Raw genomic sequence first — 26,426 nt, forward strand, 5'->3', positions numbered from 1 at the left:
CCGCTGTTGGGGTGGCGCCTGTGCCCGCCGCTGTCGGGGCTGCGCCCGCCGTCGTCGGGGTGGTGCCGTGTCCGCCGTCGTCGGGGTGGTGCCCGCCGTCGTCGGGGTGCCGATGGATAATGAGTCCATGAACGGACTCTTCGCAGGGCTGACCACGTTGGATGTCATTCATGCGCTGGACCACGTGCCGGACCCGACGGTGAAAGTGACCTCGACCGACCACGTCATGGCAGCCGGAGGGCCCGCGACCAACGCCGCCATCGCCTTCGCGGCCCTCGAGCGCGCGGCGGGGAGCCTGCGCGCCAGTACCGCGGCGGCCGATGCGGGTAATGCCAATGGCGGCGACGGGGCGGGTACGCCAGGATCAGACTCCCTAGAAGCGGGCGCGGGCGGATCCGGCCAGTCCCGGGCCGTCCTGCTCAGCGCCCTCGGGGTGGGCGCCGCGGCCGAGTTCCTGCGCGCCGACCTGGCGGAGGCGGGCGTGCGCCTCGTCGACGCGACCGCCGCCTCAAACAGCAGTGGGCCCGCGGTCTCGGGCATCATCGAGCACCCCGGGGGCCGGATGGTGGCCTCCACGAACGCCAGGGTCGAGGTGGATCCGGCCCTCGCCCGCCGGGCGCTGGAGTCCGCGCAGCCCCTGGACGTCGTCCTGGTCGACGGGCACAACCCCGGGCTCGCCCAGTCGGCGCTCACTGCGGCGACGCCTCCCGCCGCCGGCTCCGACGACCCCTTCGCGGAGCTCGAGGCGAAGCCCGCGCATCTGCGCGTCCTCGACGGCGGCTCCTGGAAGGACTGGTTCACCCCGCTGCTCGGCCTCGTCGACGTGGCAGTCGTGTCCGCCGATTTCGTCCCGCCCCTGCTGCGCGCGCCCGACGGCGCTCAAGTCGCCGGGTTCTTGCGCGGATTCGGCATCACCCGGACGGTGCGAACCCAAGGGCCCGGACCCATTCAGTTCTGGTGGGACGAGCGGTCGGGGGAAGTGGAGGTGGAACCCGTGGACGGTGCGTCCACCCTGGGTGCGGGCGACGCCTTCCACGGGGCGTTCGCATGGGGGTGCGCTCGTTACAGGAGGGTCGGTGCCCCGATCAGCGACCCGAGGGGGCTCATCCGTTTCGCTTCGGCAGTGGCGCGCGTCTCCGTGGCCTCTTTCGGGACGAGGGGGTGGCTGTCGAGTCCGGAGCTGGAGCGCTGCGTGGGGCGCTTCGAGGCAGATCTCGCCGCAGAACCCGGTGGGCCTGGGGGTGTTCCGGGTCATTGATAGGGCGGGTGCCTTCGTCGCTCTCTACCAGAGTTTCGAGACGGGGGTTCCGGGTCATTGATAGGGCGGGTTGGAGTGTGTTGGGGCGGGTCTGTGGATCTGGCTGGTACGCCGCTCCCGCTGAGTCCGGGGGGAAGGGAGGATATGGGTGTTGCGCGTGATGGTCATATCCACCGTTCCCGTTACCTGCTCGGTAGGGCTGGTTTCCGTGTGCGGTGGTGGTGCGCTGCTCGTGGTCCAGTGGTCTGGTGGTCTGGTGGTCCGAAATGCGTCTGGGTTTCGCTGTGTTCGGCGGGTTCCGCGCGTGGGTGGTCCGAAATGCGTCTGGGTTTGATGGTTTTGGCCGGATTCGGGTGGATTCGGTGGGACTCAGACGCTTTTTGGACCACATGCCCGCCAAGCCCCCGTTCTCGCCCGAAACTCGGACGCTTTTTGGACCACTCCCGCCCGTCGCCACCCGGATTCGCAGTGGAGCCCGAAGGAGTCGGGGCGCCGAATGTGCAGCGGGCGGGCGTGCGCCCGCATTGGGGTAGGTTACGGTGTATTGGGGCAGGTTATTAACCTGCCCCAGTGGGGGTTGTCCTGCCCCAGTAGGTGGTTTCGTGCCCCAGTGCTGTTCGTTGGGTTCGGGAGGGTTCCGTGGTGGGGGTGGCGGCTGGTCGGCTCGCTAATTTGGGTATGGTTTTGGCTTGGTTGCTGGGAATGGGGCCGCTTGTGGAGGCTGTGGGCATGCTGTTGGTGGATTCGGTCAGCTTTCTGCCCTGCCCGGTGCTCCCAGGGAGGGGACTGAGGCGGCGCTGGTCTGCGCCTCGGGCGCCGGAGGGCGCAGTGCTTGTCCGTCAGGATCGGTGTTCCGCAGTGGGAACACCTTGTCGGCGAGTGTTTGAGTCCGGGTGTTGCGCACCGTGGGCTGTTTTCACAGCGGTACCGACACGGCGGGTCCCGTTTTCACAGCGATGCCTCCGCTTTCACGGGGATACCACGCTTTGCAAGCGTTATAACACTTGCAAAGCGTCGGTTTCCCTTTGAGAACTCCACTTCGCTTGCAAAACAAACCCCCACACCCGACCAAGGGGTGAGACTTCCCTTTGAAAACGAGACATCACTTGCAAAACAGCCCGAGCGTCCGGCCGGGGGGTGAGACACCCCTTTGAAAACGCGGCACCGCTTGCAAAACAGCCCCACTCCCGCCCAAGGGGCGGGACTTCCCTTTGGAAACGCCACATCACTTGCAAAATGATCCGCGCGCCGCCCACAGGTGGCTGACGCGGCAATGGGCTCCCGCCTCGTCCTACAATGGGGCTGTCCTGCGTGGGCCTTTGAGTCGCCGGTCCAGCATTCGGGGCATCCGCCTGCGTGCCGGTTCCCCTGCTGGGGCATCCGCCTGCGTGCCGGTCTCCCTACTGGGGCATCCGTCTGCGTGCCGGTTCCCCTACCGGGGCATCCACCTGTGCGCCCACTCCAGGCACGCCGAGCGCAGCGTCGTCTTCGGGGGAAGCACTCCAGGCGCGGGGTCGGCTCCCTCGATGTGCCCGTCGTCGGAGGTGATCTCGACGCGCGACCCGTCCGGCAGCAGGGGGAATGCGGCGCGCGTGAGGTCCAGCAACCCGGTCTCCTCGTCCACTGCGTCGTGCGTGATGAGGGTCGGGACCTCCAGGCCGGTGAGGAGTTTCTTCGCATCCGCCATTGACAGGTCCGCCAGAGTCTGCTTCGAGATGGTGAAGTGGCGTCGCACGGAGGGAGAGTCGTCGGGAATGGTCGTCGTCCCGTAGCGCTCGAGGTCGGAGAGCTGCACCTCGGAGAAGATCGTCGTCCAGTCGTAAGACAGGGGTCCCAGCGCCGGGGAGGACAGGATGTAGGTGACCGCCGAGGGAGGGCGCGCCTCAAGGGCGACGGTCGCCCCGAACTCGTGGGCGTGCACGATCTGCCGGGGATGGCCATGGTCCGCCAGCCACCCCGAGGCCGCTCTGAGGTCCTCGATCATCGCGGATAGAGTGATGATCTCGTCGCCCGAACGCCCGTGCCCCGAGTAGTCGAAGGCGAGCGTCGCGTAGCCCGCGCCCCGGAAGGCCCTGGCGATGTCGTCGAAGAAGGCCGAGGACCTGCGGTCCGCGAGGAAAGTGTGCGAAAACAGGACTGCCGCGTCGCGGCTGTCAACGGGGTCGATCATCGTCCCCGATAGCACTACGCCGCGAGGGGTTTCGATTGTCACGTCACTCACGCCTCCAACGCTATCCGTCCGGCGCTCCGAAATAAAGGGGGGTGCCCGCTCCTCGCGCGTTTGTGACGGAGAGGGCGCCGAGGCACAGGCCGGTCCCTGGGGGCGCCGAGGCGCGGGCTGGTCCCCAGGATGTCGCGCCACGGGCCGCGTGCTCAACTGGGCGCATTCGCACACCCGAAAAGATCGCCGTCCGCTCCGCGCCCCTTTACCCTTGAACCCAGCAGAACAACTCGCACGTGAGGGAAACGTATGGGAATGAAGATTGGGATCGTGCTCGGATTCGGCGTCGGGTACGTCCTGGGCGCACGGGCCGGGCGCGAGCGCTACGAGCAGATACGTGCGACGGCGTCCCGGCTGCGCCGCGCACCCGTGGTCGCCCGTCCGCTGGACGCTGCCGGGCAAAGGGTCTCCGATATCGTTCGCGCGGGCGGCGAGCACGTCACTGACAAGGTCGCTGACGCCGTCAAGGAGCGCCTCTTCGGCGCGCCCGCCTCGGCGGATGGCGCGGGCGACGCCGCTGCCCCCGCGCCGCAGAGCGGTACTGCCCCCGCCTCGCACGGCGCGCAGGTCAACGGGGGGGCGGTCCCGGGAGCCGGGGCGCCCGCCTCCTCCGTCCCCCGCTCCCGCTGATGGCGTCGTCCCAGCCGCCGCCCGGGCCGTCCCAGGACGGGGCGGCGGTCCCCTCGCGCGCCCAGATCCGCCGCTGGCGCAAACACTTGGCCGAGGAGCGCATGGAGGCGCGCACCTACCGCGACCTCTCTGAGAGGCGCACGGGCGAGGAGCGCGCCGTCCTCCTCGCGCTGGAGGACGCTGAGCGGCGCCACGAGGAGTACTGGCTCGCGCGCCTGGGCGAGCGCGCTCTGCCCGCCCCCAAGCCGCCCCTGCGCACGCGTGCGGCAGCCGTTCTGGCCCACCTCTTCGGCACGATCTTCATCTTGGCGATGGCCCAGCGGGCCGAGCAACGTTCCTTCCGCGACGCCGACGACGTGCCCGCCCACATGCAGGCCGACGAGCACATCCACGCCGAGGTCATCCGCTCCCTGGCCGCCAGGTCCCGCGAGACCCTCGCGGGCACCTTCCGTGCTGCGGTCTTCGGCGCCAATGACGGGCTGGTGTCCAACCTCGCACTCGTGCTCGGCGTGGCGGCGACCGGAATGGCGCCCGGACTGGTGCTGACGACCGGTGTCGCGGGCCTGCTCGCCGGCGCGCTGTCGATGGCTGCCGGGGAGTGGGTGTCCGTCATGAGCCAGCGCGAGCTCCTGGACGCTTCGATCCCCGACCCAGGTGCCAACCGGGCCGTGTCCGACTTGGACGTCGATGCCAACGAGCTCGCCCTCGTGTTCCGCGCCCGGGGCGAAAGTCCCGAAGAGGCCGACGCCCACGCCGCGCAGGTCTTCGCGAGGATCTCCGCCCCCGCCACGGGCGAGTCCGGGTCCATCGCGGTGCGCGCGGTATTCGCCGGGTCGCAGGCCGAGGCCGGGGCCGGGGAGCAGATCGGCACGCCCGCGAAGGCGGCCCTGTCATCCTTCGTGTTCTTCTCCGTCGGCGCCCTCATCCCGTTGATCCCCTACATCGCGGGGCTCAGCGGCGTCACCGCGATCGTGTGCGCCGCCGCGGTCGTCGGGTGCGCGCTGCTGGGGACCGGCGGCGTCGTCGGAGTGCTGTCGGGGCAGGCCCCGGCTCCCAGGGCGCTCCGCCAACTCGCCATCGGTTACGGGGCCGCCGCCGTCACCTACCTGCTCGGCCTCGCTTTCGGCACGACGGCGGGATGAGGGGCGAGGGGATTGCCCCTATTGTGGAGTGTGAAGTTCTACGTAACGACAGAGAGACCCCGTACTACTGCGTCGACAATACGTCAAAGGTGTTATTCAGTTCTGACATGATGATTGCTTGTGTTCTGGACGGGGGCGACAGTGGTGGTCCGTGGATTGTTCAAATGGAGAGCAGAGCAGCGACCCGAGTCCGGCCCGATCGCCCAGTCCGCTGCTGAATGCGATGTTGATGGGAATTGCGGGCCAGTTACTTGTCGCGAGGCGGGCTTCTTGTGGTGGAAAGAAGAAGCGCGCTGGCGATAGCATGACCGTACTCCGCGATCCTATCTATCCCGAGGACCCTGACCTGTGCACGTGCTCGACGCCCTCAACGCCTCCCTCCCCGAGGTCTTCCGCGCCATCGACCTCATGGGGGTCCTGCTCAATGGGATCCTCGGGGGGAAAGTGGCCAGGGAACGGAACTTCGACGCGGTGGGGTTCGCGATCCTCGCGATCATGACCGCGCTGGCCGGCGGGATGATCCGCGATGTCCTGCTCGGCGCCGAAGCCGGCCCACCGGTGGCGATCACGGACCCGTACTACCTCGGTGTCGCCCTCGTCGGCGCAGCGGTCGCCATGATGTGGAAGATGGACTCGAGGCCGTGGCGGCTTCTGCTGGTCGTCGCCGACGGGATGGTGCTGGGATGCTGGGCGGCCACCGGGGCCATCAAGACCCTCGACAACGGGTTCGGCGTCACCCCCGCGATCCTGCTCGGCATCATTACCGCGGTCGGCGGGGGGATGGTCCGTGATATCTCCGCCGGCCTGGTGCCCCGGGTCTTCGGGGGCAACAACCTCTACGCGACGCCCGCATTCGCTTCCGCGGGCGCCACAGTGGTTTTCTGGTACCTCGGCCATCCCACCATCGGGATGGGGTGCTCGATCCTGATCGGCTTGGCGTTCACGGGCCTGGCGCATTGGAAGCGCTGGCAGTTGCCGCAGACGGGGGAGTGGACGCTCACCCTCACCTACTCCCAGCTCAAGGCAATGACACGCCGCAGAGTGAGGTAGGGCGCGGCCGCTCGAACCGCGGAATGGGCGGTGCGCGCGGGCCCGCCCCCGCCTCGTTACCCTAATGGGTGTTGGACAAGCGGCCCGCGGGCCGGACGAAAGGCGCACAGTGACGACCACTCCCGACCAACGAGGCGCGGCCCCCGCTCCGGCCGCCCCCAGCGGCAGCCGCTTCAAGACGCGCCACCTGTCGATGATGGCGCTCGGCCTGGCCATCGGCGCCGGCTTCTTCCTGGGGACCGGGCAGGCCATCGCCGAGGCCGGGCCCGCGGTGCTCGTGTCCTACGCGCTCGCGGCCCTCATCGTCGTCTCCGTCATGTTCGCCCTGGCCGAGCTCGCTTCCGCCCTGCCCTCGACCGGTTCCTTCTCCACCTACGCCGAGGCCGGGATCGGCCGGTGGGCGGGCTTCACCATCGGGTGGCTCTACTGGATCATGCTCATCATGGTCACCGGCATCGAGATCAGCGGGGCCGCGGAGATCTTCGTCCGCTGGTTCCCCTCCGCCCCCCGGTGGCTGGTCGCCCTGGCGGTCGTCGTCGTCCTGGGCGCCGTCAACCTCATGGCCGCTGGGCGCTACGGGGAGGTCGAGGCATGGCTGTCCATGGTGAAGGTCGTCGCCATCGTCGCCTTCCTGGTCGTCGGCGTCGTGCTGGTGGGCCGTTCCCTCGTCCTCGGCCCGCTGCCCGGGCACGAGCCCATCTGGACCACCGTCTTCGGGCACGGGGGCTTCGCCCCCAAGCACATGGGCGGCATCGCCGTCGGGCTGCTGGCCGTGATCACGTCGTTCGGCGGTATCGAGATCATCACGATCGCCGCCGCTGAGGCCGACGACGCCCAGGCCGCGATGTCCAGCGCCATCCGCTCCGTCATCATGCGGATCCTGGTGTTCTACGTCGGATCCGTGATCCTCATGATCGCCCTGCTGCCGTGGGACGGCCAGGAGATGCGGACGGGGGCGTTCGCCGCGATCCTGTCGATGGCCGGCGTCCCCTACGTCGGCACCGTCATGGAGGTCATCATCTTCATGGCGCTCATCTCCGCCTATTCGGCGAATGTGTACGCCTCGAGCCGCATGGCCTACTCCCTGTCCGCCAGGGGGATGGGCTGGCGCTGGCTCCTCGGCGCCCCTCGGGTCTCCGCCTCGGCGATCATCGCGGCCGACGAGGCGCGCTCCGCAGCGGTTCCCGGAGCTTCCACCAGGGACGGGCAGGGGACCGCGGACGAGGCGGGGGCCACCCGCGCGGACGGCCCTGCCGGGCCGGGAGGCGCCGCCCCTGACGGGGAGGAGGCCGCGGGCGCCCCTCAGGGCCCCGAGGAGGCGGGGCTGGCCGGGATCGAGGAGGTCCTGGCCGACGAGGACCACGGGGACATCGCTCAAGGGCGCACGCCCCGACGCGCCGTCGGACTCATTATCGCGCTGTCGCTGATCTCCGTGGCGCTGAACTGGTATCTGCCCGAAACGGCTCTGTCACTGCTCATCAACGCGGTCGGAATGGTGCTGCTGATCGTGTGGACCTTCATCCTGGTCGCGCAGATGCGCCTGCACCGATCCTTGGACGCCGCGGGCCGAATCACCATCCGCATGCCCGGGTGGCCGTGGCTGGGATGGGTGGTGCTGGCCGGCCTGGCCTTCGTCGCGGGCCTGATGGCGTGGAGCGAGACTGGGCGCCAGCAGTTGGTCGCGATGGGCGGGCTGACGCTGATCATCGTCGTCGTGTACTTCGTCCGCCAGCTCTGGTCCACCAGGCGCTGAGCCCGGCGCACCGGGATCCACAGGCGGGCTCCACTGGCCGCTCGTCCCCAGCTGCGGCCGATGGGGCGCGGGGGATCCACAGCCCCTCCGTGGGGGACGCAGACGAGTGCGCCCTGGAGCATGATGGAAGCGCGCCCGCATCGGGGCGCACAGTGCGAGGAGGAGGACGAGATGGCGAGGCGGCGCAGACGCAGGCGCGCGCGGGCGGGGGACTGGGCGGCGCTGGCCGTGGTGGTCGGCGTGCTCGTGTGGGCGTTCTCCCCGGGCGTGGGGTGGGACCTGTTCGACCTCGGCGGCCAGTCGGGCGGCGGCGCCGCTCAGTCGGACGGCGCCTGGTTCCAGCGGCTGAGGGCGCTCCCCGTGCGCGGCCCCTCCGACGAGGCGTCGGTGCCCGAGTACTCCCGCGATGAGTTCGGGCAGCGGTGGGCGGACACGGACCACAACGGCTGCGATACCCGCAACGACGTGCTGGCGAGGGACTTGGCGCGTCCGGTCTTCAAACCGGGCACGCACGACTGCGTCGTCCTCTCCGGCACCCTGGCCGAGCCCTACACGGGCGCCACGGTGGAGTTCGAACGCGGCCAGGACACGTCGCAACTGGTCCAGATCGACCACGTGGTGGCGCTCGCCGACGCGTGGCGCTCGGGCGCATGGCAGTGGGACGGCGGTGAGCGCCAGGAGTTCGCCAACGACATGGACAACCTGTTGGCGGTCGATGGCGCGGCCAATGAGCGCAAGTCCGCCGCGTCGGCTGACCAGTGGTTGCCGCCGAACAAGGCGTTCCGCTGCGAGTACGTGCAGCGCCAGATCAATGTGAAGACCGCTTACGGCCTGTCGGTGACACAGGCGGAGCGGGATGCGATGGCGGCCGTGCTCGGGGGGTGCTCCTAGGTCCGACGCGTGCCGGTGGCGGCTGCTCGGCCGCCCCGGTCCTTCCTGGGGCAGTGCGGCAGCCTCGTGGAACGCGCCGCCCGGCTCGGCGTGGGCGGCTGGGGCCGTCCCGGGTGGCGCCATCCACGTATCCGTTAGAGGGCCCGATCAACGGCGTGGGCGGCTGGGGCCGTCCCGGGTGGCGCCACAGGGTGGGCGCAGCCGCGCCGTCTTCGTGGTGTTCCCAACGCCCGGGCGCCTCCGCCAGGTCATCGGGGCTAGTCTCGAATGGGAACGGTTTGGAGGAGGACACGTGAATACAGCCATCCACTGGGCGCAGGACTGCCTGCTCTTCGGCGCGGTGGCGGTGGTGGTCGTCGGCGCGTGGTGGTTGTGGGGGGCCCGCGCGCCCCTCACCCAGTCCGCCCGACCTGTCCGATCCGCCCAGCCTGTCCGATCCGCCCAATCCTCACAGCCCGTCCACCCCGCCCAACCTTTCCGCTCCGTCCGTAGTGCCGGGGGCGGTGCTGCCCCGGCCCCGTGGACGTGGAGGGGGCGGCGGCTGTTGCCGCTGCTGTGGGCGCTGTACGTGCCGGGGCTGTTGATCTTCACGCTCCTGCCCCTGCCCCGCGATCCCGCGCGGGCGTGCGCGTCCATCATCCACTGGGACAACTACGTCCCCTTCGGGTCGTTGGCGGCCGTGGCCCAGCAGTTCCAGGACGGCCAGACCCTGCGCGCCGTGCTCTACGGCCTGTCCATAGGGCTCAACGTTCTCCTCTTCATGCCCTTGGGTGCGCTGGGAGAGGCGAGTCGCCCAGGTGACGGGGCCCATGGCGCGTCCGGCGCGCGGCGCCTTTGGGTGTGGGCCGGGCTCGGTTGCGCGCTGTCGTGCCTCATTGAGTTCGCTCAGTGGACGGGCCTGTTCGGCGTCGTGCCGTGCACGTACCGCGTCGTCGACATCGACGACGTCATCACGAATACGCTCGGCACTTACCTGGGCGCGTGGCTCTTGCCCCGCCTCGTGCGCAGGTCGTGGTTCATGCGCGGCTAGGGTGTGGCTCCAAAGGAGAGGGTGTGGCTCCAATGGGGTTGTGGGTGCGCGTTGTCGACAGTGGAGATCGTGGAGTGCTCCCTGTCCCTGGGGGTGTCGACACTGTGAGGGGGTTGTCGACGCCGCGAGGGGGTTGTCGACACGACGAGGGGGATATAACGCGCGTCGATGTCGACAACGCGCGCTGGTGTCGACAACGCGCGTCGGCGTCAGAGCCAGCCGGACTCGGTGGCGATGCGCACCGCCTCCGCGCGGGTGCGCGCCTCGGTCTTGAGCATTGCGGAGGACACGTGGTTGCGAACGGTCCCCTGGGACAGTCGCATCTCCCGGGCGATGTCGGCGATGGTGCCGCCGGTGGACACCGCGCGCAGCACATCGGACTCGCGTTCGGTCAGTGGGGACGTCCCGCGTGACAGGGTCTCCACGGCGAGCGTCGGATCCACGACCCGCAGCCCCTGGGCCACGCGGCGCACGGCGTCCGCCAGCTGGTCCACGGGCGCGTCCTTGACCATGAAACCGGTGGCGCCCGCGTCGAGCGCCCGCTGCAGGTAGCCGGGCCGGCCGAAAGTGGTCACCATGAGCACGCGCGTCGCCGGGAAACGGCGGCGAATCGTCTCGGTGGCGGTGATCCCGTCCATGATGGGCATCTCGATGTCGAGGATCGCCACATCGACGCGGTCCTCACCGCCGCCCTTGTCCGTGCTCTGCGCTGCCGGGGCGAGCGCCTCGACGGCCTCGCGCCCATTCGACGCCTGGGCGACGACCGTGATGTCCGGTTCCAAGTCGAGCAACGAGGCCAGGGCGCCGCAGATCATGGCCTGGTCGTCGGCTACAAGGACGCGGATACTCATAGGTTGCCCTTCACGGTCGGCTGCGGTGCGTCAACGATAGCAAAACTCTCATGGGCAGCTGGGGGCTTGTCGGCCTCGGCCCCGTGGAAGGCGAGGGCCACGCACCAGGTGGACCCGGTCGGCCCCCACGTGACGGTCCCCTCCGTCGCGGCGCGTTCCCGCAGCCCCTCGAGCCCCGTGCCCGAACCGGAGGAGGACCGGGAGAACGAGGCGGAGTACCCGTCGTTCGCGACGGAGACCCCGGTGGGGGACAGGGCGATCCACACGCGCGTGGGGTGGGCGTGCGCGATGGCATTCGTGACGCCCTCGCGGATCACGTGCCCCGCCAGGGAGGAGCGGATGCCCGCGGGGGGCTCCCCGGTGTTGGTGATGATCACGTCGATGCGGGCGACCTCCAGCAGGCTGCGTGCGGACTCCAGCTCCTCGCGGGGCGACAGGCGGCGGTTCTCGGCGACGATCGCGCGCACGTCGGAGAGGGCGGACTGGGACATGTCGATCAGGTCGTCCACCTGCGCGGCGGCCTCCTCGGCGCGCCCCGCGTCCAGGAAGCGGGCTGCCAGTTGCGCTTTTATGTGGATCGCGGTCAACGAGTGGCCGAGGATGTCGTGGAGGTCCCCGGACAGGCGCAGGCGCTCGCGGTCCTTGGCCACCAGGAGGGCCTGCTGGTGGACGAGGCGCTCCTCGTTGTCCCTGTCGATGGCGTGGCGCGCCATGGTGGTCACGATGACGGGGAAGAGCACGTAGAGGCCGTAGTAGAAGGGGTAGCCGTCGGCGGACGCCTGGGCGCACGCCAGTGCCACCAATGCGGCGGTCCCCGACGGGTAGATGCGGCGGGGCGATTGCAGGACCCACGCGCTGGCCTGGTACGACAGCATGGGGAATGTCCCGGGCAGACCCATGACGTGGTTGAATGCGAAGGCCGCCAGTTCCGCGCCCAGCAGGACGCAGTGGGTGACGGTGAACCTGGTCGTCAGGCGCTCGCTCTGGCGGGGGACGGGGTTGACGATCCACGTGGCCAGGTAGGCGCAGCCTATGAGGACGGAGGTGGCGAGCATGCCGGCGCCCCGCAGGGTGTCCAGCCCCTCGTCGAGGGCGGAGCCGATGGGGAAGGCGAGGAAGACGAGGAAGGGCAGCGCCCACGCGAGCGAGTGGACGGTGGGGTGGCGCGCCATGAAGTCGCGGAGCGCGCGGGCGTTGATCGGGCGCACTGCGGCGCGGGGGGTGCTGGTGGTCGTCATGGTGGCATTGTTCCACGGCCGGGGTTCGGCCACGGGTGTGGGAGGGGGTTGGCAGGGGGCACTGCGCGGCGCCGGGGGCTCCGGGCGGGGCGGCCCACCGGCGCCGGCGGCCTTATCGCGCGGTGTCGCGGCGCTGCGCCCATGCGGCCAGGACCACGAAGAACAGGATCCACACGACCAGGTTCGCCACGTAGGACCATTTGAAGGTCTCCCACCCGTAGACGGGCAGTAGCGTGAGGTTCGCGATGCCGTACATGGGCGCGTAGGGGGCGATGGTCTGGAAGAAGGAGCCCATCTGGTCGATGGGGATGAACATGCCGGACAGGAACCCGCTGAAGACGGTGACCGCGCTGGACGCGGCGAACGCGCCGTCGGAGCGCACCGCGAAGGCCATCGCCAGGCCCTGCGCGGAGGCCAGGATGGAGGACGCCAGGATCAGCAGGGGGGTTTGGATCCACGCCGAGGCGTACATCTTGGACCCCGTCGCCGCGCCGACGCCGTAGGTGATGGCCGTGACGACCAGGGCGATGCCCATGGAGGCGCAGATGCGCGCGCAGGTGTTGGCGAGGGGGCTCAGCGGAGTGGTCGCGTAGAGGCGGGAGATGCCCGATGTCCTCTCCAGGGCGGTGTTGGTGGCCAGGGACGCGACTGTCAGGAAGACGCCGTAGAGGGTCATCGACACGAGGACGGTGGCCGCGACGTTCCCGTTGACCGTCCATTCGCCGGAGTAGGACTGGCCGGTGCCGAACATGAAGTACATGCCGATGGGCAGCAGGATGGCGAAACCGATGGAGAAGGGGTTGGTGAGGTTCTTCCAGAAGGCGTACCAGCCCAGCAGTGCCGCTCCGTTCCAGCCGGATGCGGGTTCTCGGGAGATGGTGATCGTGGTCATTGCCGTTTCTTTCGACTTGTGGGGCTCAGGCGGTGAGTTCGGTGAAGACGTCCTCCAGGGTGGAGGCCGTCACTGAGATGTCGTGCGCCCCGGGGTGGGCCAGCGCGATGCGGGCTGCGTCGTCCATGTCCTTCCCGGTGGCGTGGACGTGCCCGGCCTCGTAGGAGGCCTGCCACTGGGGGTTGGCGTTGCGGAGTTCCTCGACGAGGCCGGGGCCGGAATCCTCGGGGACGGCGATGGACATGTGGGTGGTGCGCCCGCGCTGGCGCAGCTCGTCGGTGGGGGCATCGGCGACGATGCGGCCCGCTTTGAGGATGATGGTGCGCTGGGCGAAGTCCTGCGCCTCGGCGAGGTAGTGGGTGGCGAAGAGGATCGTGCGCCCTTCGGCGGCCTGGGCGCGCATGAGCTCCCAGAACTCGCGGCGGGCGGTGGCGTCCATCCCGGCGGTGGGCTCGTCGAGGACCAGCAGGTAGGGGTCGGGAAGCAGTGCGAGCGCGAGGCGCACCCGCTGGCACTCGCCCCCGGAGAGTTTGCGGATGGGGCGGGGGGCGAGGGCACTGAGTTTGGTCTCGTTGAGGATCTGGTCGACGGGCAGGTGGTGGGGGTGGGTGCGCGCGAAGAGGCCCACAGCCTCCTTCACGGTGTAGTCCATGGGGAGTGCGCCGCTCTGGTGGACGACGCCGATCAGGGAGCGGCGCATGGCGTCGCGGGCGGTCAGGTCGAAGAGGGTCGAGTTTCCCTTGGTGGGGGGTGTCATGCCGAGGAGCATGTCGATGAGGGTGGTCTTCCCGGCGCCGTTGGCGCCCAGGAGGGCGACGATCTGGCCGACGGGGACCGTGAGGGAAATGTCATCGACGGCTGTGACGCTCCCGAAGCGCCGCGTGAGACCCCGGGCGTTGATTGCTGTGCTTGTTCTCATAGCATCAGTGTGCGCAGGGAGGGGGTGGGGGGCAAGTGTGTTTCAGCGCGGTACGTTCCATGACAGGTGTCATGTGCCACAGTGGGTGGGTGCGGGCGAGGAACGCCCCCGGGCCCGGAGGTGCGTCCGGGCCCGGGGGCGTTGCTTGGAGCCGGGCGCCCCGGGAGTGCCCGGGGCGCGGCGCCGTTACAGGTTGAGCTGGATGTTGCGGCCGGGCACTGCTTCGATGAGCTCGCGCGTGTAGTCCTCGACCGGGTTGTGGAAGAGCTCGTCCGTCGTGTTGGCCTCGACCAGCTTGCCCTTCTCCATGACGATCACGTCGTCGGCGATCTGGCGGACGACCGCCAGGTCGTGGGTGATGAACAGGTAGGACAGGCCCAGCTGCGCCTGCAGGTCGTTGAGCAGGTACAGGATCTGGTTCTGCACGAGCACGTCCAGGGCGGACACCGCCTCGTCGAGGACGATGACCTCGGGGTTGAGCGCCAGGGCGCGCGCGACGGCGACGCGCTGGCGCTGCCCGCCCGACAGCTCGTTGGGGTAGCGGCGCATCGCCGAACGGGGCAGCGCCACCATCTCGAGAAGCTCCGAGACGCGCGCGATACGCAGCCTCTTGGGGTTGAGCTCCTGCTTGGCCGCGCTGGACATCGTCCCGCCGGAGGAGGCGTCCATGAGCTTGGAGATCCACTCCTCGGGCTCGCGCCCGGTCGCCTGGGCGCGGTCGTACTCCTGTTTGGCGTAGGCGGGTGTGCCGTAGCCGTGGATCTTCAGGGGCTCCTCGATGAGGCGGTAGATGGAGAACATGGGGTCCAGCGACCCGTAGGGGTTCTGGAACACCGCCTGGAGGCGGCGGCGCAGGCGGAAGAGCTCGCCTTCGCTCATGTTCGCGGTGTCCTGACCGTCGAAGAAGATCTTCCCCGAGGTGGGGGTGAGCAGTTGGAGCACCATGTTCGCAGCGGTGGACTTGCCGGAGCCGGATTCGCCGACGACGGCCAGGGTGGTGCCGCGCCGCAGGGTGAAGGAGACGTCATCGACGGCCTTGAGGATCTTCGCCTCGCCCTTGGCGCCGCGGATGTCGAACTCCTTGGACAGGTGTTCGACGCGGATGATCTCCTCCGTGGAGGTCGATCCCATGCCCGCGCCGGTGAGCTCCTCCTCCGTGACCTGGACGCCGCGCTTGTGGGCGGACTCGATGCGGGCCGAGGCCAGCGACGGGGCCGCGGAGACGAGGCGCTTGGTGTAGGGGTGCTGGGGGTGCTGGAGGATCTCCAGGGCGGGGCCGGACTCGACGATGCGCCCGCGGTGCATGACGACCAGTTGCTCGGCGCGCTCAGCGGCCAGGCCGAGGTCGTGGGTGATGAAGAGGACCGCGGTGCCCATCTCGGCGGTGAGTTTGCCGAGGTGGTCGAGGATCCGGCGCTGGACGGTGACGTCGAGGGCGCTGGTGGGCTCGTCGGCGATGAGCAGCTTCGGGTGGGCGGCCATGCCGATGGCGATGAGGGCGCGTTGGCGCATGCCGCCGGAGAACTCGTGCGGGTACTGCTTGGCGCGGCGCTCCGCGTCGGGCAGGCCCGCCTCCTCCAGCAGCGCGGCGACGCGCGCGCCGATCTCGGAGTTCGGCACCACGTTGTTGGCTTTGAGGGCCTCTTTCACCTGGGTGCCGATGCGCAGGACGGGGTTGAGGTTGGTCATGGGGTCCTGGGGGACCAGGCCGATGCCGGAGCCGCGCAGCCTCACCCATTCCTTGGTGCTCAGGTGCGTGATGTCCTGCCCGTCGAACTCGATGGTGCCGCCCGTGACCTTCCCGGTGCCCGGGAGCAGGCCGATGACGGCTGCGGCCGTCGTGGACTTGCCGGAGCCGGACTCGCCGACGATCGCGACGGTCTGGCCGGGGTAGATCGTCAGGTTGGCGCCGCGCACGGCGGGGACGACGCCCGTCGAGGACGTGAAGGCCACTTCGAGGTCGGTGATCTTCAGCAGTGGGTTCGCGTCGTCGGGGTGGATGTCCGACGGAGCGGTTGCTGCCCCCGCCTCGTCGGCGGGGCGCGCTTGGACGGCGCGCTCGACGGCGGCCTCCATCTGCTCGTCGGTGAGTGGCTGGGTGTTGTTCGTGTTGTCGCTCACTTACGTGCCTTCGGGTCGAGGGCTTCGCGCACGGCGTCGCCCATCATGATGAAGCTGAGGACGGTCAGCGCCAGCGCCATGCCCGGGTAGAAGAGGTTCATCGGCGCGTCGCGCAGGGACCCCTGGGCGGCCGAGATGTCGGCGCCCCAGGAGATCACGGAGGACGGAAGGCCGATGCCCATGAAGGACAGGGACGCCTCGGACACGATGAAGGTGCCCAGTGCGACTGTGGCGTAGACGATGATGGGCGCCATCGAGTTCGGGATGATGTGGGAGACGAGGATGCGCCCGCGGGAGGCGCCGGTCGCCCTGGCCGCGGTGACGAACTCCTCGTTCTTCGCGGTCATGACGGCGCCCCTGGTGATGCGGGCGATCTGCGTCCATCCGAAGGCCGCCAGCACGGTGACGACCATCATGATGGAGCGGGACTCCTTGAACATCTGCATGAAGACGATGGCGGCCAGCAGCAACGGGACGGCGAAGAACACGTCGGTGATGCGCGAGAGCAGCGCGTCGAGCCACCCGCCGAAGTAGCCGGCCAGCGCGCCAATCGTGCCCCCGATGATGACGACGGCGATCGTGGTGAGGATGCCGACGGACACCGAGGCGCGCGCCCCGTAGATGACACGGGCGTAGATGTCGCAGCCCTGCTTGTCGAAACCGAAGGGGTGGCCGCTGGTGGCGGCGCCGTTGTGGCGTTCGAGGACGCAGTACGCGGGGTCCTGGCCGGTGAACAGCCCGGGGAAGAGCGAGATGAGGATGGTGGCCACGATGATGATGGCGGCGAACCAGAAGATGGGCCGCCTGCGCAGGCGCTTCCACGCCTCGCCCCACATCGAGGAGGGGGCGCCGTCGTCGGGAACGGCGTCGACTGCGCCCAGGCCGGTCTCGTCGATGTCGGAGACGTAGTGCTCCTGGTTGGCGCGGGTGCGCGTGATGTTCGCAGAGGGAATCATGTCACTCATAACGGATCCTCGGGTCGAGTACGGCGTAGAGCAGGTCGACGAGCAGGTTGGCGACGATGTAGACCAGCACCAGGACCGTGGTGACGGACACGACCGTCTGGGGCTCGCCCTTGATGATGGCGTTCCACAGGGTTCCGCCGACGCCGTGGATGTTGAAGATGCCCTCGGTGATGATCGCGCCGCCCATGAGGGCGCCGAGGTCGCCGCCGAGGAAGGTGGCGACGGGGATGAGGGAGTTGCGCAGGATGTGCCGGGTCATGACGACTCCGCCGGGCAGGCCCTTGGCCCGGGCGGTGCGCACGTAGTCGGCGGAGACGTTCTGCGAGACCGATTGGCGCGTGAGGCGGATGACGTAGGCCAGGGACACACCGCCGAGCACCATCGCGGGCATCGTCAGGGACTCGAGGGTCACGGCGTTCGAGGCGGTCGTGGGCAGCCAGCCGAGTTTGACGCCCAGGAAGAACTGGAGGACGAAGCCGAGGACGAACGTGGGAACGGAGATGAGGGCCAGGGACAGGACGAGGACCGTCGAGTCGAACCAGCCGCCCCTCTTGACGCCGGCGATGACGCCCAGGGTGATGCCCAGGACCGTCTCGATGGCCATGGCGTACAGCGCCAATCGGATCGTGACGGGGAAGGCCCCGGCGATGACGTCGATGACTTGCTGTCCGTTGAACGCCTTTCCGAAGTCGAGGGTGAAGACTCCCTTGAGGTAGAGCAGGTACTGCATCCAGAAGGGCTTGTCCAGGTTGTACTGGGCGCGGATCTGGGCGGCGGCGGCCTCGGAGAGGCCGCGGTCGCCGCCGAGGGCGGCGACTGGGTCACCTGGCATCAGGTAGACCATCGCGAAGATCAGAAAGGTGGCGCCGAAGAAGACCGGGATGGTCTGCAGGAGCCTCCGTCCGATGTATCGGAGCATGGACATTCCTTTGAAGTTCTAATCGGTCGTGCGGCCCTCGGGGCGCGGCCCGGGGCCCGGCCCCTGGTCAAAAGGGGGCCTTTGCTTTCATCATAGGGTAAAGGGGGCGCAAACGGGATATCGCGAGATCCTCTCCCGGGCCGCTCGGCTGCGGCCCGGGGGCGGTGGTCGTGGGCGCCTGGCACGGCAGAGGGGTTCTTGCGGTGGAAACAGGGGGCGTGGCGAGCGGGGTAACCGCTCGCCACGCCCCCTGCGGTGGATCGTCGGATCCGTTACCGCGTCACGTCGAAGTGGTCACTTCTTGGTGATGTCCTGGTAGACGGCCTGCCCGTGCCAGTCGAAGGCGACGTTATCGACGTTCGCCGACCAGCCGCCGTTCACGTTGGAGTACCACAGGGGCACGGAGGGCATGTCGGTGAGCAGGATCTCCTGCGCCTGCTGGAGGAACTTGGTGGCGTCCTCGGACGTGGCGGCCGAGGAGGCCTGGGTCATGAGGGAGTCGAACTCGGTGTTCGAGTAGTCGCCCTTGTTGGAGGCGGCCTTCGTCTGGAACTGGGGCTGCAGGAAGTTGTAGGCGTTGGGGTAGTCGGCCATCCACCCGGCGCGGAAGGCGCCGGTGATGGACTGGTCGTCCTCGGCCGCCAGCAGGGACTTGAAGTCGGGGTACGGGTTGCCCTCGGCGCTGATCCCCAGCGCGTTCTTGATGGAGTTCACGGTGGCGTCGACCCATTCCTTGTGGCCGCCGTCGGAGTTGTAGGAGATCTTGAAGGTGCCGTCCCACGCGGCGATGGCGTCGGCCTGGGCCCACAGCTCCTTGGCCTTCGTGGGGTTGTAGGCGAGGACGTCGTTGCCGCTCAGCTTGTCGGAGTAGGTCGGCAGCGTGGTGGAGGTGAAGTCCGTCGCGGGCGTGCGGGCGCCGTTGAAGATGGTCTTCGTGATGGAGTCGCGATCGACCGCCAGGGAGATGGCCTGGCGGCGCAGGCGGCCCTCCTCACCCGAGAAGTGGGGCAGCCACTGCGGGATCGTGAAGTACTGCACGCCGGCGTATGCCTGGTTGACCGAGCGGCCCTTCAGCTCCGACTCGTAGGTGCTGAAAGCGGCGTTGGGCACGGCGTCGAGGACGTCGAGGTTGTTGGAGAGCAGGTCCTGGTAGGCGGCGTCCAGGGAGTTGTAGAACACCATGGTGAGCCCGTTGTTCTTCGCGGGGGTGTCGCCCACGTATTTATCGTTCGGGACCATCTTGATCTGGACGTTGTGCTCCCAGGCGTTGTCGCCATCGACCTTGTAGGGGCCGTTGCCGACCGGGTGCTCGCCGCCGTTGTCGGGGTCGGCCAGGGTCGAGTCGGGCAGGGGGGAGTAGGCCGTGTAGCCGAGGCGGTCGCGGAAGTCCGCGGTGGGCTGCTTGAGGGTGGCGGTGAAGGAGTAGTCGTCGGTCACGTCCAGGCCGGTGATGTCGCCGCTGCCGTCCTCGCCGGTTCCCTGGAAGAAGTCGAAGAACGCGGCCTGGACCTGGTTCTTGGAGGTGATGAGCTTCCACGCCTCGACGAAGTTGGACGCCTTGACGGGGGTGCCGTCGGAGAACTTGCGGTCGTTGTGGAGCTTGACGGTCCACACGGTGTTGTCCTCGTTGGGCTCGATGGACTCGGCCACGTCGAGCACGGTCTTGCCGTTGTTGTCGTAGCGGACCAGCCCGGAGAAGAGGGCGGCGAGGATGCGCCCGCCGCCGTTCTCGCTGGTCATGCCGGGCAGCAGGGTGTTCTGGGGCTCGGAGCCGTTGACGGTGATGATCCCGTCACTGGAGCCGCCCGTTGTGTTGGAGCCGCCGCCGCTGCATGCGGTCAGTGCGAGCGCCGCGGCTGCGGGGACCGCCAGCCAGGCATTCTTGAGGTTCATGGAGATGCCCTCCTATGTAGATGGGACGATCTGACGTGAGACCGCCAGTGACGTGATGAGGGTATCGCCACCGGCGTGGTCGAAACGATGGGTGTCCATCATGTGTGCATTACATTTCGGTCACAATTGTAAAATCTAAGTAAAATTATGTAATAGAACACATGTGTTGGTGCGGGCCCGAGCGGTGAGGGGCGCTTCAGCCAGCGAGCCCCTGGGCGGACAACCACGCGCGGGCGATGTCGGCGGCGGACTTCTGCTCCGCAGTGGACTGGCGGTTCATCTCGACGAGCGCCTCGGGCGTGAGCGCCGCGCTCACGGAGTTGATGACCGCCGCCGCCCGTTCGTCCACCTTCGACGACACGATGGGCACCACGTGCGAGGCCAGGAGGAGCCCCTGGGGATCCTCCAGCGCCCTCAACCCGCCCTCGGCCAGGACCGGGTTCGACGAGTAGATGTCCGCCACCTGCACGGTGCCGTCCCGCAGCGCCTTGGCCGCCAGGCGCCCGCCCGAGTCCTCGATGGGCGTGAACGTGGCCGTGACGCCGTAGACGGAGGCGAGGCCCTCGGGCCCGTAGGGGCGCGTCTCGAGCTCCGAGTTCCCGCCCAGCACGACGGTGCCCACTCCCGCCAGATCCCCGATGGAGGTGAGGGAGTGGAGTTGGGCGAACTCCTCCGAGACCACGTAGGAGTCCTGGTCGGTGGCGCCCGCCTGGTCCAGGGCGCGCAGGCCCTCGGGCAGGGCCTCGGCGAGCGCGTGGTACACGTCCTTGGAAGTGGTCTCGGTGGCGTCGGCCTTGAGGTACTGCAACAGGTTCCCCGTGTACTCGGGGAACACGTCGATCGCGCCCTTGGCGACCTCGGGCATGGAGACTTCGCGCTGCCCGATGCGCAACTGCCTGTTCACAGTGAAACCGGCGCCCTCCAGGGCCTGGGCGTAGGCCTCGGCGATGATCTCGTTCGAGTAGTAGTCCTGCGAGCCGATGGTCAGCGCCTCCCCCGAGGACGCGGAGCCCTCCAGCGATGAGGCCGATCCGCAGGCCGACAGTGCCAGGGCGCCCGCGGCGGCGATGGCCAGGGCGGCGTGTTTCTTTCTCATGGTGTCTCCTTGGTGGGGTGTGGGGTCGGTGCGGGTTCGGGGGCGGCCGTGTCGCGCGAGTCGATGCGGCGCTGGAGGGCGCCCAGGGCGGCGTCCACGACGAGCGCCAGCACGACGACCACCAGTGAGCCGCCGATCATCTGGGCGTAGTCACGGGTCTTCAGGCCCGAGTAGAGGAAGCGCCCCAGCCCGTAGTCGGCGGTGTAGGCGGCCAGGGTCGCCGTCGCGATCACTTGCAGGACGGCGCCGCGCACGCCGGCCATGATGATCGCCATCGCATGGGGGATCTCCACCTGGGTGACCACCTGCCACTCGGTGAGCCCGATCGCTCGCGCGGCGTCCACAGTGGTGCGGTCGGTCGAGGCGATGCCGGAGTACGTGCCCGCCAGCATTGGCGGCAGCGCCAGCACCAGCAGCGCCACCGCGGGCGCCGCCAAACCGATTCCCAGGGCGAGGCCGGCCAGGGTGAGGACCCCGAGCGTCGGCACGGCGCGGGCTGCGCCGGTGGCGGACACGAGCCACCGCCCCCGGCCGGTGTGCCCGATCCACGTGCCCACGGGAACGGCCACCGCCACGGCCAGGGCGACGACGAGCGCGGTGATCCCCAGGTGCTGCGCGGTACGCCATGCGATGCCCGTCTCCCCGCCCCAGTGCGCCGGATCGGCGAGCCACCGCAGGGCCTCGATGAGGATGCTCATGCCCGGGCCCCCTGTTCGTCGTCCGCGTCGGCGCCTATGCGGGCCCACGGCGTCGCGGCCCTGCCGATCCAGGCGACCAGGGCGTCGACTCCGAGTGCCAGGGCGATGGTGGCGGCCAGGCCCGTGAGGACCTCGGCGGCCAGGCCCCGCTGGAAGCCGTCGGTGAACAGGGTCCCCAGAGAGCGCACGCCCACGAAGGCCCCGATCGTCACCAGTGAGACGGTCGATGTCACGACCACTCGGGTTCCCGCCACGATGACGGGGGCGGCCAGGGGGAGTTCCACTTGCCAGAACCGGCGCGCCGTGCCGAAACCGCAGGCGGTGGCGCTGCGCAGTGTGGCGCGCTCGATGGCGGAGAACCCCTCCGCGCTCTGGCGCACCAGCACGGCCACGCCGTACAGGGTGAGGATGAGCACCATGTTGACGGGTGATCGGTAGGAGATGCCCACCACGACGGGGACGATCACCAGGAGCGGCAGGGAGGGCACGGCGTACATCGCCGACAGGACCGCCAGCAGGGCCGGGCCGACCCGCTTGGAGCGCGCTGCGAACCACCCGATGGGGACCGCGATCAGGACCGAGCACGCGATGGCGGGCACCGCGATGGCCAGGTGCGTGAGTGCGAGCTCGCCGACCAGGCTCCAGTTCGACATCAGCCATGTCATGGGCGCGCCCCCCGGTCGGGTTCGCACAGGGTGCCCACGGGGGTCCCCGCCTCGTCGACCACCAGGTCCCCGCGCCGGTGGTCGATGCGGACCGGCCGGGCGGCGCGCGAGGCGCCGACGAAGTCCGCGACGAAGTCGTCAGCGGGGTGGGAGAGCAGTTCCTGGGCGGTGCCGACCTGGGCGGCGCGGCCTCCGGTGCGCAGCACTGCGATCTGGTCGCCCAGCAGGAACGCTTCGTCGATGTCGTGGGTGACGAAGAGGATGGTCGTGCCCAGTTGTTCGCGGATGCGGATGAGCTCGGCCTGCAGGTCGGCGCGCACCAGGGGGTCCAGGGCGCCGAAGGGCTCGTCCATGAGCAGGATGTCCGCCTCGTTCGCCAGTGCGCGGGCGACTCCCACGCGCTGGCGTTGGCCGCCCGAGAGCTGGGCGGGGTAGCGCCCCGCCATGTCGCGGTCCAGGCCGACCAGGTCCATGAGCTCCAGCGCCCGCGCCCGGGCCTGGCGGCGGGGCACCCCCTCCAGAAGGGGGACGGTGGCGATGTTGTCGGCGATGGTGCGGTGGGGGAAGAGGCCGCCCTCCTGCAGGACGTAGCCGATGGAGCGGCGCAATGCCACGGGGTCCTGCTCCGCCACGTCCTGGCCGCGCACGAGCACGCGGCCCGAGGTGGGGGCCACCATTGCGTTCACCATCCGCATGAGGGTCGTCTTCCCGCAGCCCGAGGTGCCCAGGAAAACGGTGGTCGTGTGCTCGGGGATCTGCAGGGAGAAGTCCTCGACGGCAGTGGTGCCCCCGGGGTAGGTCTTCGAGACTGCGTCGAATCGGATCATCGGGTGGCCTCCGCGGTGAGTGTGACTTTCGTGAGCATCGCCGACAGCGAGGCGCGCTGGTCGGGATCCAGGGGCGAGAAGACGCGCCGCGTCTCGGCCTTGACGACACCCTGGGCGTCCCTGAGTCTGCGCGCCCCCTCGTCGGTGACGGAGAGCAGGGCGACGCGGCGGTCGGTGGGCGAGGGGTGGCGCTGGACGAGGCCGTCCGCGCACAGGCGGTCGACGAGGCGCGAGGCGGCTCCGACCGTGATGCGCTGACTGGTGGCGACGTCGTGGATGCGGGCGCGCCCCAGGGCGCCGGTGATCGTGAGGAGCACCAGGTAGCGCCCGTAGCTGAGGGGGACCCTCGAGGTCGAAAGGGCGCGCTCCATGGCGTTCCACGCCGCGATCTGCGCGATCACGAGCGAGGCCATCACAGAGGCGTCGAGTTCTTCCGGCTCGGACATGGGAAATACCCTGCCATGGAAACTAATGACATGTAATGTTATTGTGATGCGTGACGCAGAATAGACTGCATAGAGTGGCGGATGTCACTGAATCTGGGGGTTTGTGGGTGTGGGGTTTGTGGGTGTGGGGTTTGTGGGTGTGGGGCTTGTGGGCGTGTGGATGGGTGTGGAGGTGGTGTTGGGGGCCTGGCCCAGGTGGCCACTGAGGAAGTGGTGTGGGTGGTGTGGGCTCATGGGCGGTTGTCTGCCCCAGCGACCCGTTGCCTGTCCTGATGTGGGTCTGTGTCCGCCCTGTCCTGATGCGGACTCGTCCCCGGATGGGAAAATACGGCAGTCGCACCCGTATCCACCAGCAGGGCCGACCGTCAAGCAGTTGGGCCGCTGTGGTGGGCGCCTTTCGTTGAGCGCTGGGCCACTACGCGGGACGCTTCTCCCTGCCCGCGGGGCTGTTGGGCGCACCTGAACGGAGGCTAGTGGACATCCACGCCTCTCCGCGCCCGTGGGGCTGTTGGGCGTCTCATTGCGAACGATGTTGTGTTCTCGGAGGGGAGCCCCGCCCCTGGGGCGGGCGCAGGGGTTGTTTTGCAAGCGAAGTGGAGTTCTCAAAGGGATACCGTCACTTTGCAAGTGTTATAACGCTTGCAAAGCGTGGTATCCCTGTGAAAGCGGAGGCATCGCTGTGAAAACGGGACCCGTCGTGTCGGTACCGCTGTGAAAACAGCCCACGGCGCGCAACACCCGGACTCAAACGCTCGCCGGCAAAGTGTTCCCACTGCGGAACACCGATCCTGACGGACAAGCACTGCGCCCTCCGGCGCCCGAGGCGCAGACCAGCGCCGCCTCAGTCCCCTCCCTGGGCGCGCCGGGCGGGGCAGAGAGTTGACTGAGTCCACCAACGGCGTGCCCACAGCCGCCACAAGCGGCCCCATTCCCAGCGACCAAGCCGAAACCATACCCAAATTAGCGAGCCGACCAGCCGCCACCCCCACCACGGAACCCTCCCGAACCCAACGAACAGCATCGGGGCACGAAACCACCTACTGGGGCAGGACAACCCCCATTGGGGCAGGTTAATAACCTGCCCCAATGCACCGTAACCTACCCCAATGCGGAGCCCCGCCCACTCCAGCAGTGCCCGGCTGCGGAGAAGCTGCTCCCATTGCCTACCCCAATGCACCGTTTCCTGCCCCGATGCGGTGCAGCGCTTGCAAAACGACCCACCCGGGCGCCTTGTCGTCAGATTCTCCAATACGGAACTCCGCCGAAAACGCCGAGTCGTATGGCTGCCGCTCCTCCTCCTCTTCGCCACCTCGCCCGCCAAGCACTCCGCCGCAGCTAAGCAGGGCGTCCTGCCCCTGATCGCGGTGGTCATCCTCGCCCTGGGCGCATTGGCCTGAGGGCACCACCACCTTCGGACGCGCGGCGGGGCCGGGACCGGCGGTCCCGCAGTGGTTCCACCGGACCGGCCCCCGCCTCGTCGGAAAGGGATCAGTCCGAGGTGGCGCGGTGCCTCTTCGCGTAGGCCTCGCCCTCCAACTCGGAGCCGGAGGGGGCCGAGGCCGGGGTCGCGGCCTCCAGGTTCGTTCCGCGCAGCTTCGAGACGGTGCGCATGGTGTGGTAGACGAGGATCGCGGCGGCCGACCCCAGGGCGATCCCGCCGAAGGTCATGCCAGACACGGTCCACGTGAAATCGGCGATCGCGACGATGAGTGACACAGCCGCGGTGTTGAGGTTGACGGGGTTGGAGAAGTCCACGCGGTTCTGCACCCAGATGCGCACGCCCAGCATCCCGATCATCCCGTAGAGCACTGTGCCCGCGCCGCCGAGCACCCCGTGGGGGATGGTGGCGATCAGGGCGCCGAACTTCGGCATGAGGGACAGTGCGAAGGCGAAGAGCGCGGCGATCACGTAAGCCGCGGTCGAGTACACGCGAGTGGCGGCCATGACCCCGATGTTCTCCGCGTAGGTCGTCGTGCCCGAGCCGCCTCCGGCCCCAGCGAGCATCGTCGAAACGCCGTCGGCGACCAGGGCGCGGCCCGTCAGACCGTCCAGGTTCTCGCCCGTCATGGCGGACACCGACTTCACGTGGCCGACGTTCTCGGCGACCAGTACGAAGACCACGGGGACGAACAGGCCCAGCGTCGAGACCGCGAAAGCGGGGGCGTGGAACTGCGGCAGCCCGATCCACCCGGCGGAACCGACGGCGGTGAAGTCGACCTCGCCTTGGACGACGGCCGCCGCGTAGCCGACGAGCACGCCGATGAGGATCGACAGGCGCCCGATAATGCCCTTGAACAGCACCGTCACCAGGCAGACCGCCACGATCGTCACGACTGCCGTGACGGGCCCCTCCTTCACCCAGTTCCATGCGGCGGGCGCCAGGTTCAAACCGATGAGCGCCACGATCGCCCCCGTGACCACGGGCGGCATGATCGCGTCGATCCACCGCACTCCGGCGAAGTGGACGACCGCGCCCACCAGGGCCAGCGTCGCGCCGGTGGCGATGATGCCGCCGAGGGCGTAGTCGGCGCCGTGGGTCTGCGAGACCGCCAGGATCGGCGAGATGAGGGCGAATGAGGAGCCCAGGTACGAGGGCAGGCGCCCCGCAGTGATGAGGAAGAAGAGCAGAGTCCCCGCGGCCGTGAAGAACAGGGTCGTCGACGGGGGGAAGCCGGTGAGCAGGGGGACCAGGAACGTCGCGCCGAACATCGCGATGACGTGCTGGGCGCCGATGCCGATCGTTCGGGGCCATGAGAGGCGCTCGCCGGGCAGGACGACATCGCCCGGTTGGATGGAAGTGCCGTCCCCGTGGGTCCGCCATGTGAAAATGCTGGACTTTTGTGCGCTCATGAGTGAGCTGTCTCCGATCAGGTGATGGGCGTGTGGCCGGTCAGCCGGTCGGAACACCAGGATACTTCGCC

General features: G+C 68.9%; 22 protein-coding genes and 1 pseudogene. 8 read left to right on the forward strand and 15 right to left on the reverse strand.

Annotated features, from left to right (window positions below; all coding sequences use genetic code 11):
* The first annotated feature begins 127 nt into the window (after window positions 1–127).
* On the forward strand, window positions 128–1,258 hold the full coding sequence (locus tag G447_RS0105330) for a PfkB family carbohydrate kinase (RefSeq protein WP_051226257.1): 1,131 nt from the start codon (window positions 128–130) through the stop codon (window positions 1,256–1,258).
* Window positions 1,259–2,690: 1,432 nt separating this feature from the next.
* Here G447_RS0105330 and G447_RS11140 read toward each other — a convergent pair.
* A complete protein-coding gene (locus G447_RS11140; RefSeq protein ID WP_026430319.1) occupies window positions 2,691–3,428 on the reverse strand; it encodes an alpha/beta hydrolase in 738 nt (245 codons plus the stop codon).
* 300 nt (window positions 3,429–3,728) lie between these two features.
* On the opposite strand from G447_RS11140, the pseudogene G447_RS12470 reads away from it, so the two are divergent.
* From G447_RS12470 to G447_RS0105365, 6 genes and pseudogenes are all read left to right on the forward strand, one after another.
* Window positions 3,729–3,995, forward strand: a pseudogene (locus G447_RS12470) (YtxH domain-containing protein); the annotation flags it as partial.
* Between the two features lie 113 nt (window positions 3,996–4,108).
* A complete protein-coding gene (locus G447_RS0105345; RefSeq protein WP_026430320.1) occupies window positions 4,109–5,251 on the forward strand; it encodes a VIT1/CCC1 transporter family protein in 1,143 nt (380 codons plus the stop codon).
* A gap of 348 nt (window positions 5,252–5,599) precedes the next feature.
* Window positions 5,600–6,301, forward strand: a complete 702-nt coding sequence (locus G447_RS0105350; RefSeq protein WP_005872672.1) for a trimeric intracellular cation channel family protein — start codon at window positions 5,600–5,602, stop codon at window positions 6,299–6,301.
* Window positions 6,302–6,494: 193 nt separating this feature from the next.
* A complete protein-coding gene (locus tag G447_RS0105355; protein WP_341532731.1) occupies window positions 6,495–8,054 on the forward strand; it encodes an amino acid permease in 1,560 nt (519 codons plus the stop codon).
* A gap of 171 nt (window positions 8,055–8,225) precedes the next feature.
* Window positions 8,226–8,945: an HNH endonuclease family protein gene (locus G447_RS0105360; protein ID WP_026430322.1), complete on the forward strand. Its 720-nt coding sequence runs from the start codon at window positions 8,226–8,228 to the stop codon at window positions 8,943–8,945.
* 292 nt (window positions 8,946–9,237) lie between these two features.
* Window positions 9,238–9,975: a VanZ family protein gene (locus G447_RS0105365; protein WP_026430323.1), complete on the forward strand. Its 738-nt coding sequence runs from the start codon at window positions 9,238–9,240 to the stop codon at window positions 9,973–9,975.
* A gap of 209 nt (window positions 9,976–10,184) precedes the next feature.
* Here G447_RS0105365 and G447_RS0105370 read toward each other — a convergent pair whose 3' ends face one another.
* From G447_RS0105370 to G447_RS0105430, 13 genes are all read right to left on the reverse strand, one after another.
* A complete protein-coding gene (locus tag G447_RS0105370) occupies window positions 10,185–10,826 on the reverse strand; it encodes a response regulator transcription factor (protein WP_026430324.1) in 642 nt (213 codons plus the stop codon).
* The gene (locus tag G447_RS0105375; RefSeq protein ID WP_026430325.1) at window positions 10,823–12,064 is read right to left on the reverse strand and encodes a histidine kinase; all 1,242 of its coding nucleotides are present in this window, start codon (window positions 12,062–12,064) and stop codon (window positions 10,823–10,825) included. Before G447_RS0105375 ends, G447_RS0105370 begins: the two co-directional genes overlap by 4 nt.
* Before the next feature lie 112 nt (window positions 12,065–12,176).
* Complete coding sequence (locus G447_RS0105380) at window positions 12,177–12,956, reverse strand: ABC transporter permease (protein ID WP_005872665.1); 780 nt, start codon at window positions 12,954–12,956, stop codon at window positions 12,177–12,179.
* Window positions 12,957–12,981: 25 nt separating this feature from the next.
* Entirely contained in the window at window positions 12,982–13,875 is an 894-nt protein-coding gene (locus G447_RS0105385) for an ABC transporter ATP-binding protein (RefSeq protein WP_026430326.1), read from the reverse strand.
* Between the two features lie 186 nt (window positions 13,876–14,061).
* Window positions 14,062–15,951 carry a dipeptide ABC transporter ATP-binding protein gene (locus tag G447_RS0105390; RefSeq protein WP_051226258.1) on the reverse strand — a complete coding sequence of 630 codons (1,890 nt, stop codon included), beginning with the start codon at window positions 15,949–15,951 and terminating at the stop codon, window positions 14,062–14,064.
* 41 nt (window positions 15,952–15,992) lie between these two features.
* Entirely contained in the window at window positions 15,993–16,961 is a 969-nt protein-coding gene (locus G447_RS0105395; RefSeq protein WP_026430328.1) for an ABC transporter permease, read from the reverse strand.
* Window positions 16,954–17,880 (reverse strand): ABC transporter permease, encoded by a 927-nt coding sequence (locus G447_RS0105400; protein WP_005872680.1) that lies wholly within the window; start codon window positions 17,878–17,880, stop codon window positions 16,954–16,956. Before G447_RS0105400 ends, G447_RS0105395 begins: the two co-directional genes overlap by 8 nt.
* 294 nt (window positions 17,881–18,174) lie before the next feature.
* Entirely contained in the window at window positions 18,175–19,773 is a 1,599-nt protein-coding gene (locus G447_RS0105405) for a peptide ABC transporter substrate-binding protein (protein WP_026430329.1), read from the reverse strand.
* Window positions 19,774–19,969: 196 nt separating this feature from the next.
* Window positions 19,970–20,869, reverse strand: coding sequence for an ABC transporter substrate-binding protein (locus tag G447_RS0105410; protein ID WP_026430330.1), 900 nt, complete (start codon window positions 20,867–20,869; stop codon window positions 19,970–19,972).
* On the reverse strand, window positions 20,866–21,567 hold the full coding sequence (locus G447_RS0105415; protein WP_026430331.1) for an ABC transporter permease: 702 nt from the start codon (window positions 21,565–21,567) through the stop codon (window positions 20,866–20,868). Before G447_RS0105415 ends, G447_RS0105410 begins: the two co-directional genes overlap by 4 nt.
* Window positions 21,564–22,232 (reverse strand): ABC transporter permease, encoded by a 669-nt coding sequence (locus G447_RS0105420; RefSeq protein WP_026430332.1) that lies wholly within the window; start codon window positions 22,230–22,232, stop codon window positions 21,564–21,566. Before G447_RS0105420 ends, G447_RS0105415 begins: the two co-directional genes overlap by 4 nt.
* Entirely contained in the window at window positions 22,229–23,059 is an 831-nt protein-coding gene (locus G447_RS0105425) for an ABC transporter ATP-binding protein (protein WP_005872647.1), read from the reverse strand. Before G447_RS0105425 ends, G447_RS0105420 begins: the two co-directional genes overlap by 4 nt.
* A complete protein-coding gene (locus G447_RS0105430; RefSeq protein WP_026430333.1) occupies window positions 23,056–23,505 on the reverse strand; it encodes a MarR family winged helix-turn-helix transcriptional regulator in 450 nt (149 codons plus the stop codon). The genes G447_RS0105425 and G447_RS0105430 overlap by 4 nt, the downstream gene beginning before the upstream one ends.
* A 1,196-nt stretch (window positions 23,506–24,701) precedes the next feature.
* On the opposite strand from G447_RS0105430, the gene G447_RS12260 reads away from it, so the two are divergent.
* Window positions 24,702–24,902 carry a hypothetical protein gene (locus G447_RS12260; RefSeq protein ID WP_131295693.1) on the forward strand — a complete coding sequence of 67 codons (201 nt, stop codon included), beginning with the start codon at window positions 24,702–24,704 and terminating at the stop codon, window positions 24,900–24,902.
* A gap of 91 nt (window positions 24,903–24,993) precedes the next feature.
* Here G447_RS12260 and G447_RS0105435 read toward each other — a convergent pair whose 3' ends face one another.
* Window positions 24,994–26,355 (reverse strand): uracil-xanthine permease family protein, encoded by a 1,362-nt coding sequence (locus G447_RS0105435; RefSeq protein WP_026430334.1) that lies wholly within the window; start codon window positions 26,353–26,355, stop codon window positions 24,994–24,996.
* Window positions 26,356–26,426: the final 71 nt, after the last annotated feature.

It is taken from the genome of Schaalia georgiae DSM 6843 (assembly GCF_000429245.1).
GTDB classification, from domain to species: domain Bacteria; phylum Actinomycetota; class Actinomycetes; order Actinomycetales; family Actinomycetaceae; genus Pauljensenia; species Pauljensenia georgiae.